We start from the raw sequence: 11,149 nt of genomic DNA on the forward strand, positions 1-11,149 counted from the left end.
AGGAGCCATGCCGATCATCAAGCCGGAGAACGGTTCGCTGACCGTCTTCAACCTGTTCAACACCACCGACGCGGAGAAGCAGGCGACCCTGCTGGACGCCATGCGGGGGATCATCGCCAACGCGAACTACCCGGGCTGGCGATCGTCCACACTGCACGCCGGGATCGAGAAACCCTGCGCCGCCAACTACATCCAGTGGCGTTCGATCAACGACCTGCAGGAGCGCTACGAGGGCGAGAACTTCGCGCACAACACGGTGCCCTACTTCACCGATCTGACCACTTCGGTGTACCTGCTGAAGACCGAGGTGGTGTCGGTCCAGACCAGGGACGGCGGCGACCGCACCGAGATCGGGCCGGACGGTGGCGACTTCACCGTGATCGTGCTGATGGGCTGCGACAAGACCGACCAGAGCGACCTCGTTTCGCTGCTGGCCAAGCCGGACGAGTGGATGCGCCAGGTGCCCGGGTACCGCTCGCACAGCATCCTCCGCGGTCTCGACGGCGACATGGTCGTCAACTACGCGCAGTGGGACGATGCCGCGTCCTACCAGGCGTTCCACACGATGCCCGAGGACCAGCGGCCCTCGCACGACCGGCAGATGCGCGAGCGTGGCAAGGCCATGCTGACCTCGCGCGAGTCGAACACCTACGACGTCGTCTTCTCCCGCGCCCAGGAGGGCTACCAGTCGTGACCCAGATCTTCGAACCGGTCACGATCGGCCGCAAGGATCCCCGGTACATCGAGCTTTCCCACTCGGACAACCACCGGTTCGCGGTCGAACCGAACGAGTTCGTCATTCCGTCCACCGCGGACGAGGTCGTGCACGCCCTGCGGAAAGCCGTCACCGACGGGCTTGGTGTCGCCTGCCGGTCGGGCGGCCACTGTGGACAGAACTTCGTCGGTGCGCCGCAGCGGGATCTCGTGCTCGACATGCACAACCTCAACACCGTCTCCCTCTCCGACGGCGGCGTGCGGGTCGGCGCTGGGGCGACGGTCGACCAGGTCCAGAAGGCGTTGTTCCGTCGGTGGAACGCGGCTTTGCCGCTGGGCGCCTGTTCCGCGGTCGGCATGGGCGGACTCGTCGCCGGTGGCGGCTATGGCCCGTTGTCCCGTCAGCTGGGGCTGGCGGTGGATCACCTGCGAGCCGTCGAGGTTGCCGTTGTTGATGACTCGCGCAATGTCCGTCTCGTCACCGCGACCGCCGACGACACCGGCGAACTCGGCGATCTGTTCTGGGCGCACACCGGCGGTGGTGGCGGCAACTTCGGTGTGGTCACCGCGTACGAGTTCCGCAGCCCGCAACACCTTGCCACGGAGGAGATCGGCCTGCCTCGGGCGGCAAGCCGGCTACACGTCAAGAAGGTCGTGTACCCGTGGGCGATGTTCGACGAGTCGTCCTTCGTCACTGTGATCCGTCGGTTCTTCGAGTGGCACGAACGCCACTCCGCGCCGGGAACGCCGGAGTCCTCGCTGTTCGCCACGTTCTTCGTCAAGCACAAGAGCGCTCAGGTGCTGGAGCTGATGGTCCAGCAGGACGCCGACGTGGATCCCGATGGCCGGATCCTCGAGCAGTTCGTCGCCGGGCTGACCGAAGGGCTGCCGGTCATGGGGATTGCGCGGGGCGGCGTGATGAGCTGGCTGACCGGGACCCGCTACATGAGCCAGGCCGACTGCGGCGACGTCATGGGCGCCCGGACGGCGTCCAAGTCCGCCTACCACCGCACGACGCCCACCGACGACCAGCTTTCCGTGCTGTACCGCCATTTGAACTCGGACTACCCGGGCTTCGCCTCGTATGTGATGCTCAACAGCTACGGCGGCGAGATCAACCGGCGCGCCTCGTCGGAAACCGCCAGCCCGCAACGGGACTCGATCGCGAAGTCCTCCTGGTTCTGCGGCTGGCTGGAGTCCGAACTGGACGGTCTGCACCTCGGCTGGCTCCGCGGTCTGTACGAGGAGTTCTTCGCCGGGACCGGGGGAGTGCCGGTCACCGGTGGCGCCACCGACGGCTGCTACATCAACTACCCGGACCTCGATCTCACCGATCCCGCGCACAACCGGTCGGACCAGCCCTGGCAGCACCTGTACTACAAGGACAACTACGCGCGGCTGCAGACGGCGAAACGGACCTGGGATCCGCTGAACACCTTCCACCACAGCATGTCCATCGCACCCTGAGAGGAACCGATGACCACCGGCAGCACCGAGAAGATCCCGTTCGAGAAGCTGTACCAGGACGGGGAGAAGATGGGTCCCCTGATGCCGTGGAATATCGGGGGCCCGCAGCCGGCCATCCGCGCGATCTGTGACGACGGCGGGTTCCGTGGGCATGTCCTCGACCTCGGCTGCGGCCTCGGCGACAACGCGCTTTACCTGGCCGCCAAGGGGCTTGAAGTGTCCGCGGTGGACATCTCCGAGGTCGCCGTCGAGACCGGGCGCAAGAAGGCGGACCTTCACGGCGTCAAGGTCGACTTCCGGGTCGCGGACGCGTTCTCGCTGGCGACCGCGGGCACGAAGTACGACGTCGTCCTGGACAGCGCGTTCTTCCACACCCTCCCGGTCGAGGAGGCGCCGCGCTACACCGAGCTGCTCAGGTCTATTTGCGACAGTGGCGCCGAGTTGCACCTGTTCACGTTCGCCAAGGAGCTCACCCCCGACTACCCCGGACCGCGCCGCTACTCGGAACCCGAGCTGCGCGCGATCTTCAGCCCGGAATGGGACATCAGGACGATCGAGGCCACCCGGTACCACAGCTCGCTGCCGCCCGAGGCGGTCGCCAAGATGGTCGACCCGCGCACCTTCGAGGTGGACGCCCCCAGCGTCAACCTCGACGAGCAGATGGTGGACGAGGCCGGGAACGTCGTGTCCAAGATCTGGCACCTGCACGCCGTCCTGCGATCGGAGCCGCAGTCATGAAGTTCACCGCCGTCATCGTCGTCAACTACATGACGCCCTGGTACGCCTTGTCGCTCGACGAGCGCATCGCCGTCGAGCACGAACATGTCTTCCCGGCCATCGGCGCGTTCGTCAAGCAGGGCGGGCAAGTGAGCCCGGTGCGGGCGATCAGGTACGGCCGCGAACCGGAGAGCTTCTTCGTCCTGGAGTTCGAGGACATGGAGAACTACCTCGACCTGGTGCGGGCGTTGCGGTCCAGCCACCTGATCACCGCCGGTCTCGCGGCCATCGACTTCGAGGCCGTGGGGCTCAAGGAGGCCTACTTCGCCGAGCGCGACAAGGACCGGCTGCAAGGCGCCGCGTCATGAAGGCCCTGTTCTACGCCGCCGGGACGAGCCCGGCCAGCGCGTTCGCCATCGGCCCGCTCGCCTCGGCCTTACGTGCCGCCGGGCACGAGATCCTGGTCGCATCCTTCGAGGAACTGTCCGCCGCCGTCACGAGTGTCGGCCTGCCGTCGATCCCGGTCGCGTTAGGGCATACGACCGAGAGCATCAAGGCGGCCACCGGAACCCGGCCCGCGATCGAGTATCCGGTCCGGCCGGAGCTGGAGATGCCTTACCTGGGGCACTGGTTCGGCCGTCAGGGCAGCTACGTGTTCGACGATCTGGTCGAGATCAGCAAGCTCTGGGGCGCTGACGTGCTGATCGGCGGCAGCCAGGCGCACGGCGTCGAGGCCGCGGCGAAGTACCTCGGCATTCCCTTCGTCCGCCAGTCCTGGGACCTGTTCGACATCCACGGCTACGAGGACTACCTGCACGAGGAACTGGCCGAGCAGCTGGCCAGGATCAGTGCCACCGAGCTGCCCGGACCGGCGCTGCAGATCGACATCTGCCCGCCCGGGCTGAACAGCAAGGCCGGCACGTTCATGCGCTGGACGCCGCACAACAAGCAGCGCCCGATCGAACCGTGGATGTTGCGGGCGCCCGACATCGGCCGGGTCTGCCTGACCCTGGGCAGCTTCCGGTTCGCCTTCCCGGGCGCGATGGACCGGGTGACGTCCATTGTGGAGCGTCTGCTCGACGTCGGTGTCGAGGTGGTCGTCGCGATCGGTGACGACCAGGGCAAGCAGCTGCGGGAGCGCTTCCCGCAGGTGCGGGCCGGCTGGATCCCCCTGGAGGTCATCCTGCCGACCTGTGAGCTGATCATCCACCCGGCGGGCGGCCTGACCGCGGTCAACGCCATCAACACCGCCACCCCGCAGCTGATCCTTAACCCGTTCGAGGCGTTCGTCCCGACCCTGCGGCGGCTCACCGACTACGGCTGCGCGCGGACGCTGTACCGCGAGGAGGGCACGCCGGAGGCGATCGCCCAGGTGGTCAAGGAGATGCTCGGCGACTCCTCGTACGCCACCAAGGCACGCGAGCTGGCCGGCCAGGCCGCCACCGCGCCGACCGCCGTGGACATGGTTGCGCTGATCGAAGACCTAGTCGCGCGAAAGGTGAACTAGTGGCGACGATGACCATCCCCGAGAGCGACCTGGACCCGTACACCGACTCGTCGATCACCGACCCGTACCCGCTGTACCGGTCGTTGCGCGAGGCGGCGCCGGTTGTGTACCTGACCTCGCACCAGGTGCACTGCGCGGCCCGCTACGAGGAGGTGTACTCGGCCCTGCACCGCCACGGCACGTTCGTCTCCGGTGAGGGCGTGGGCCTGACGGACACCCTGAACAGGGCCCAGAAGGGCAGCAGCTTCACCAGCGACCCGCCGGACCACGCGTACGTCCGCGGCCTGGTCGCCCGGCACCTCAAGCCGCGCGCGATGGCCGACATCACCGGTTACGTCACCTCCTGGGCGGACCGGCTGGTGAAGGAGCTGGTGGCGAAGCAGTCCTTCGACGCCGTCCAGGACTTCGCGGTGGCGTTCCCGCTCGGCGTGGTGCCCGACCTGCTCGGCTGGCCCGAGGACGAGGGCAAGGAGCGGCTGCTGCACTGGGCCAGCGCCGGGTTCAACGCGTTCGGTCCGATGAACGACCGCACCCGGTCCGGGCTGCCGCTGCTCGGCGAGATGCACGAGTTCCTGCACCGCATGTCGCAGCCGGGCAACCTGCGTGCGGGCAGCTGGGGCGCCGAGCTGGTGGCGGACGCCCGCGAGGGCAAGATCGAGGACAAGCTGCTGCCCGGCCTGCTCGGCGACTTCCTCGCGCCCTCGATGGACACCTCGGTGAGCGCGTTGTCCAGCATGTTGTGGCTGCTGGGTACGCACAAGGAGCAGTGGCAGCGGCTGCGCGAGAACCCGTCGCTGATCCCGTCGGCGTTCAACGAGATCATCCGGATCGAGTCGCCGCTGCGCGGGTTCACCCGGTACGTCGCCGAGGACACCGAGCTGGGCGGCGCGCCGCTGCCGAAGGGCTCGCGGGTGCTGCTGCTGTTCGGTTCGGCGAACAGGGACGAGCGGTTCTGGGACGACCCGGAGACGTTCACGATCGACCGGCCGGGGGTGGCGCAGCACGTCGGCTTCGGGCACGGCATCCACGCGTGCGTCGGGCAGGCGTTGTCGCGGCTGGAGGGCCAAAGCCTGCTGGAGTCGCTGATCCGGCACGTCGACCGGATCGAGGTCGGCGAGCCCACCTGGCGGCTGCACAACACCATCCGCGGCATCGAGCGGCTGGACGTGACCCTGCATGGCTGACGTGGTGGTCCGGATCGACGCCCGTCGATGCGAGCTGCACCAGCAGTGCGAAGGACTGTCCACCCGGATCTTCCAGTCGCGCGACCGCCAGGTCGTCGTTGGTGAACCGGACACCGAGGACATCCAGCGGCGGGTCAGGTCCTGCCCGATGGGCGCACTTTCCCTGGTCGTGCCGGTGGTTTAGAAGGTCCTTTGCGGACCGGTTCCCTTCCCGGCGCTGCTCTGTGTTTGTTGCGTGTGGCGCGTGGTGTGAAGATCACCAACGGGGTAGTCGTCGGGGAGGGGGTCGGATGGGGGCTGGCGCTTGGCCATTCGTGGGCAGGCGCACGGAGCTGGCGCGAGTCGATGAGGTGCTCGCGGCCGCAGCTGGGGGCGTGCGGCAGGTTCTTGAGGTGGCAGGGGATCCGGGGATGGGCAAGACCCGGCTGCTCGCGGAGGTGCGGGCGCGGGCCGGGCGGGTGCATGTGGAAGTGGTCGACGACCTGCATCTGGGTGGCGTGTGTCCGGACGTCTACCAGGTGCTGGCCGTGGGTTATCGGCCAAGACAGCTGGATTCGTTGGTGCTGAACGGGCTGCGTGGTGAACGCACCCGGCTCGACCTCGCGCCGTTGACCGCTGCGGATGTGCGGAAGCTGGGGCGGGCGGATCTGTTCGAGGCCAGCGGCGGCAATCCCGGGTATCTGCGGATGCTGGCCGAGGCGGGCCCCGGCGCTGAGGTGACGCGCGGGCCGTTGTTCGCCGAGGTGGCCGCGCTTTCACCTGATGCTTTGCTTGTCGCGCAGGCCGCGTCGGTCGCGGGTGAGCGCTTCGACGCTCCGCTCGTTTCCGCTGTTGCCGGTGGCGACTGCGCTGAGCTGGCGGAATTGGTTGCGTGTGACCTGGTTCGCGCGGATGGGAGTTCGCTGCGGTTCCGGCATCCGGTTGTGCGCTGGACCGTTTATCGCACAGCGGGTGTGGGCTGGCGGCTGGCGGCTCATGCGCGGGCTTTGGCGGTATTGTCCGAACGTGGTGCTTCGCCGTGCGAACTGGCGTGGCATGTGGAGCACACCGCCGAACCTGGTGACGAGGACGCGGTCGCGCTGCTGGCGAAGGCCGCGCGCACCGAGGAACCGGTCCGCGCGGCGCGGTGGTACGAAGCCGCGATCCGGTTGGTGGCCAACGACAAAACCCGTCAGGACCTGATGACCGGTCTGGGCACGGCACTCGTACGGTCCGGACAGTTCGCCCGGTGCCGGGACCTGCTGCACGAGGCGCCCGAGCCGTCGGGCGTGGTCCGGCTCGGCGCGATCGCCGAACGGGCCCTGGGCCGGCATGACGAGGCGCGGGCCCTGCTGGAAGCCGAGCTTCGCCGCGATCCCGACGCGATCGGGGCGGCGGCCGATCTCGCTGTCCTGTACGTCCACAACAGACAGTGGGACCAGGCCGGGCGGCTGGCTTATCGGGTGCTGGAGGTGACGACGAACCCCGGCGACCGGTGCCGGGCCCACAGCGCCCTCGCGATGCGCGAACTCAACGCGGGTCGCGTCGAACAGGCCAGGAACCACCTCGGCTTCGCGGGCTGGATCGACGAGCCGCACGTCGCCGAACAGGTCGCGCGCTCCGCCTTCGCCCTCGAAGAGGACGAGAACGCCCTGTGCACGGCGCTGCGCGGCCTCGGCATCGGACGCAACCCCGAGCTGCACGCCATAGCGGCTTCGGCGTTGATCCGGTTGGGCCGCTTGGAGGAAGCCGCGGCGCACGCACACGAGAATCATGCGCTGCTCGCTGAGATCGCGATCTGGCACCGTGATCTCAAGGCAGCGCAACGACATGCGGACCTGGCCGACTCAGCGCTGGGGAAAGCCGTGTCAGGATGGGTGTTGCTCGCCGGTGGTGACGCGGATGGCATGTCCCGGGCCATGAACGGCCTCGTCGACCACGAACTCACCCGGGAACCGCGCTGGTGTGCCCTTGCTGTTGGGGCCGAGGTGGCGCTGGGGCGGCTCGACCGGGCCCAGTGGTGGGCCGACCGCGCCGAGGTGTTCGACTTGCCCGGCGCCACAGCGTATGCCGACCTGGCGGGCGCCCGGATCGCGCTGGCCAAGGGCGATTCCGAGGAAGGCGTGCTGCTCGCCAAGCGTGCCGTCGAAGGGTTCGCGGTCGCCGGGTGGCCGCTGGCCGAGGAACAGGCCCGGGGTCTGCTCGACGCCGTCAAACCCGATACCCGCCTCAGCAAACGGGAACGTGAGGTCGCCGAGCTGGTCGGCCTCGGCCGTTCGAACCGTGAGATCGCGGAGTTGCTCGTGCTCAGCCCTCGCACAGTGGAGATCCATGTCGCCAAAGTCCTTCGCAAGCTCGGGGTCCGTGGCCGCGCCGCCGTCGCCGCCCAGCTCACCGGCGGTCGGCCGGGGTGAGCAGCTGCGGCGGCTGCGGGCGCTGCTGGCCGAAGCCCAGCGCGGTCACCCGCGGGTGGTGCTGGTCACTGGGGAACCTGGTATTGGCAAGACCCGGCTGCTCGAGGACCTGGCGGACTACGCCGCAACCCTCGGCTGCACAACGATGGCCGGCCGGGCGGCCGAGTTCGAGGAGGTTCCGTTCGGTGTCTTCGCTGACGCACTGGCCCCGGCCTGGCGGCCACCAACGTCCGATGTGGACAGTGACAGCCACCGGCTCTACCGTGAGGTCACCAGCCTGCTCGGCGACCTCACGCCGGAGCGGGGTCTGTTGGTGGTATTGGACGACCTGCACTGGGCCGACGACGGTTCGATCGGCCTGATCGACTACCTGCTGCGGCACCCGCCGCCGGCGCCGATTCTGTTCGCGCTGGCGCTCAGGGAACGACAGGCGCCGATCAGTCTGCTGGGGACGCTCGCCCGGGTGCCGGTCGTCATCGACCTGCCACCGCTGTCCCCGGCCGAGATGGACGAGCTGATCCCGGCGGGCACAAGCGCGCCTCGCCGGGCGGAACTCCACCACGGCAGCGGTGGAAACCCGTTCTACTTGGGCATTTTGCTGCGAGACGCGTCGAACACCGACGGTTCGACGGCCCTGCGGGGTGAACTGGCAGCATTGTCCACTTCGGAGCAAGGGCTCGCGCGCGCGGCCGCGATCGCCGGTGACACGTTCGACCCCGAGCTGCTTTCGGCGGTTGCGAGAGTTCCGGTCCCCACGGTGTTGAGTGGCTTGGACGAGCTGGCGCGGTGTGATCTGGTGCGACCGGATGGGGCTCGCCGGTTCCGGTTCCGGCATCCCCTGCTGCGCAACGCGGTCTACCACACGGTCGATGCCGCAGCCCGGCGCGAAGGACACGCCAGGGCCGCCGGTCACCTGCGCGAACGAGGTGCGGACGCGACCGCTCGGGCCCACCACGTCGAACGAGCCGCCCGGCCCGGCGATGAGGACGCGGTCACCATCCTGGTCGAAGCCGCCGAGCACGTCCTGGCCACGGTTCCGGCCCTGGCCGGACACTGGTTCGAGGTCGCGGCCGACCTGGTGCCCGCCGGGCCGAAGCGGGCCGGGCTCATCCTGCGGCAGGCCGCCGCGATCGGCGCGACCGGCGACTTCGCCCGCAGCCGCGACCTCGCGAAGTCAGTCCTCAACGACCTCGTCGCCGACCACAACCTGTACGCGGGCGCGGTCACGTTGTGCGCCACCATGGAACGCTCGCTGGGCAACCTGGACGCCGCGGCCGCGTTGCTGCACAAGGCATTGAGCCAGGTGGACGAGGACTGCCTGGGCGCGGGATTGCTGAAGGCGGCTCTTGCCGAGGCGTACGCCCGGGCGGGGAGGTTGCTGGAGTCGCTGGACTGGATCGTGCAGGCGCGGCAAAGCGCGGAAGGGCGGGCAGATCTGGCCATCGTCGGCGCCGGTGCGGCCGCCTTGATGGCGTTGGGCCATGCCTACGCGGGCGATTTCTCGGTCGCACAAGCCCAGCTCGACTACGCGGTTCCGTTGCTGGACGGCATCACCGACCGGGATCTGGCCGCGCACCTGCCCGTCGTGGGCCTGGCGTGGGCAGAGGTCGCGGTGCACCGGTTCGAGGACGGACGGCGCCACTTCGCCCGAGGCGTCACGATCGCCCGCCGGACCGGGCAGCACATCACGTTGGCATCATTGCTGACTGGGCTGGCCGGCGCGGAGATCTGGCTCGGCAGGCTGGCTGAGGCGGGCGACCACGCGGCCGACGCGACCGAGTTCGCACGGGCACTGAACGATCTGGAGACGATTCCGCTGGCGTTGGGCTGTCAAGCGGAAGCGGCCTACATGCGTGGGGACCTGGCCGCTGCCAAGGCGTATGCCCTGGAGGCGATCCAGAAGCGCCCGGACACGGTGTTCCTGTGGTCCGGGTTCGCCGAAGCCGTGCTGGCCAAGGTGATGCTGGCTGAAGGCGACCCAGCTGGCTGCGTCGAGCAGTTGCTGGCGGCCGGGGGAGGCCCAGAGCTGTCCACCTACGCGCCGGGGATGCGGGCGCCCTGGTACGACGTGCTCGTCCAGGCCGAACTCGCGCGCGGCAACATCGAAGCGGCCACCGGATGGGCAGACCGAAGCCAGGCAATGGAAGCGGTGTTCGGCGCCAAATACACCCACGCGATCTCCCAGGCGCGCTTGCAAGTCGCCATGGGCGACTACGGGAGCGCCATCGACTTCGCCACGTTCGCTCTGGAGTACGTGGTCGCCATCGGAGCCGGTGTCGTGGAAGCGGATCACCGCCGGGTGCTTGCCGCTGCCCTGGCAGGCGCGGGAAGGATCGACGACGCCGAAGAGGAGCTTCGGCGCGCCAAGGCATTGCTGGCCGAACGCGGCGCGATCCGGATGCACGCCGAGGTCGTGGCCGATCAGCGCAAGGTGGCGGCGGCGCGGCCACGGTCCAACGGTTGCGGGCTGACCAACCGGGAACGTGAGATCGCCGGCCTGGTCGCGGCCGGACGGACCAACCAGCAGATCGCCACCCAGCTCGCGATCAGCCCCCGCACCGTGGAGAACCACCTGACCAGGATCTTCGCCAAGTTCGGGGTGACCTCGCGGGCCGCGGTGGCCGGCCGGCTGGCCCAAGATACGTAATCTCCCCCATGTTAAGCGGCGGGGTCCCGCGAGATCGTCTCTCTCGTCACCATGACAGAAGTTGTTCCGAGAGAGGGGAACCACTCCATGCGGATGAGAATGGCCGGGCTGCTCGCGGGTCTCGTCGCCGCCCTCGGTGTGCTGACCGTCGGAGCCGGCTCGGCGTCCGCCGCGTCCAGCTCCACCGTGCCGGTGGACATCACGTTCTACCAGAACGGCCACTACCCGGCGTACGCCGACATCTGGGCCTACGACGTGAACAACAACCTGATCGGCCACGTCTGGTCGGGCACCCAGTGGGAGGGCAGCCAGACGATCCTGACCGTGCCGGCCGGCACCTCGACGGTCTCCGCGCTGATCAGGATGGACCCGCTGGGCAACACCATCCACCAGCAGACCATCCACGACTGGTGGAACTTCTCGTGCAGCAAGTCCAACGAGCGGCCGACCTACTACGTGGGCGGCTTCCCGTGGAGCCCCGACCACTACGACCTGCACTGCAAGAAGTACTAGTGCGGGT

At 68.7% G+C, this 11,149-nt stretch carries 10 protein-coding genes; all 10 read left to right on the forward strand.

All coding sequences use genetic code 11. The annotated features are described in order from the left end of the window. Positions 1–7 precede the first annotated feature (7 nt). The 10 genes from AB0J95_RS31070 (at position 8) to AB0J95_RS31115 (ending at position 11,142) form a co-directional block, all read left to right on the forward strand. Entirely contained in the window at positions 8–694 is a 687-nt protein-coding gene (locus tag AB0J95_RS31070; protein WP_364765666.1) for an antibiotic biosynthesis monooxygenase, read from the forward strand. Then, entirely contained in the window at positions 691–2,181 is a 1,491-nt protein-coding gene (locus AB0J95_RS31075; RefSeq protein WP_364765669.1) for an FAD-binding protein, read from the forward strand. The genes AB0J95_RS31070 and AB0J95_RS31075 overlap by 4 nt, the downstream gene beginning before the upstream one ends. Before the next feature lie 9 nt (positions 2,182–2,190). Further along, complete coding sequence (locus AB0J95_RS31080; RefSeq protein ID WP_364765672.1) at positions 2,191–2,919, forward strand: class I SAM-dependent methyltransferase; 729 nt, start codon at positions 2,191–2,193, stop codon at positions 2,917–2,919. Beyond that, the gene (locus AB0J95_RS31085; protein ID WP_364765675.1) at positions 2,916–3,266 is read left to right on the forward strand and encodes a hypothetical protein; all 351 of its coding nucleotides are present in this window, start codon (positions 2,916–2,918) and stop codon (positions 3,264–3,266) included. The genes AB0J95_RS31080 and AB0J95_RS31085 overlap by 4 nt, the downstream gene beginning before the upstream one ends. Beyond that, positions 3,263–4,405, forward strand: coding sequence for a glycosyltransferase (locus AB0J95_RS31090; protein ID WP_364765678.1), 1,143 nt, complete (start codon positions 3,263–3,265; stop codon positions 4,403–4,405). The genes AB0J95_RS31085 and AB0J95_RS31090 overlap by 4 nt, the downstream gene beginning before the upstream one ends. An 8-nt stretch (positions 4,406–4,413) precedes the next feature. After that, a complete protein-coding gene (locus AB0J95_RS31095; protein ID WP_364765681.1) occupies positions 4,414–5,589 on the forward strand; it encodes a cytochrome P450 in 1,176 nt (391 codons plus the stop codon). Next, positions 5,582–5,773: a (4Fe-4S)-binding protein gene (locus AB0J95_RS31100; protein ID WP_364765684.1), complete on the forward strand. Its 192-nt coding sequence runs from the start codon at positions 5,582–5,584 to the stop codon at positions 5,771–5,773. Before AB0J95_RS31095 ends, AB0J95_RS31100 begins: the two co-directional genes overlap by 8 nt. A gap of 106 nt (positions 5,774–5,879) precedes the next feature. Continuing rightward, the gene (locus tag AB0J95_RS31105; protein ID WP_364765687.1) at positions 5,880–7,982 is read left to right on the forward strand and encodes a LuxR C-terminal-related transcriptional regulator; all 2,103 of its coding nucleotides are present in this window, start codon (positions 5,880–5,882) and stop codon (positions 7,980–7,982) included. Next, positions 7,933–10,629, forward strand: a complete 2,697-nt coding sequence (locus tag AB0J95_RS31110) for an AAA family ATPase (RefSeq protein ID WP_364765690.1) — start codon at positions 7,933–7,935, stop codon at positions 10,627–10,629. Before AB0J95_RS31105 ends, AB0J95_RS31110 begins: the two co-directional genes overlap by 50 nt. A gap of 87 nt (positions 10,630–10,716) precedes the next feature. Then, positions 10,717–11,142, forward strand: coding sequence for a hypothetical protein (locus AB0J95_RS31115; RefSeq protein ID WP_364765692.1), 426 nt, complete (start codon positions 10,717–10,719; stop codon positions 11,140–11,142). Positions 11,143–11,149: the final 7 nt, after the last annotated feature.

This window comes from Actinocrispum sp. NPDC049592 (genome assembly GCF_040675465.1).
GTDB lineage: Bacteria > Actinomycetota > Actinomycetes > Mycobacteriales > Pseudonocardiaceae > Kibdelosporangium.

Bases quoted from the DNA above. Each gene is read 5' to 3' on its own strand.
- AB0J95_RS31070 (WP_364765666.1), top strand. From the start codon at position 8: ATGCCGATCATCAAGCCGGAGAACGGTTCGCTGACCGTCTTCAACCTG.
- AB0J95_RS31080 (WP_364765672.1), top strand. From the start codon at position 2,191: ATGACCACCGGCAGCACCGAGAAGATCCCGTTCGAGAAGCTGTACCAG.
- AB0J95_RS31085 (WP_364765675.1), top strand. From the start codon at position 2,916: ATGAAGTTCACCGCCGTCATCGTCGTCAACTACATGACGCCCTGGTAC.
- AB0J95_RS31090 (WP_364765678.1), top strand. From the start codon at position 3,263: ATGAAGGCCCTGTTCTACGCCGCCGGGACGAGCCCGGCCAGCGCGTTC.
- AB0J95_RS31095 (WP_364765681.1), top strand. From the start codon at position 4,414: ATGACCATCCCCGAGAGCGACCTGGACCCGTACACCGACTCGTCGATC.
- AB0J95_RS31100 (WP_364765684.1), top strand. From the start codon at position 5,582: ATGGCTGACGTGGTGGTCCGGATCGACGCCCGTCGATGCGAGCTGCAC.
- AB0J95_RS31105 (WP_364765687.1), top strand. From the start codon at position 5,880: ATGGGGGCTGGCGCTTGGCCATTCGTGGGCAGGCGCACGGAGCTGGCG.
- AB0J95_RS31115 (WP_364765692.1), top strand. From the start codon at position 10,717: ATGCGGATGAGAATGGCCGGGCTGCTCGCGGGTCTCGTCGCCGCCCTC.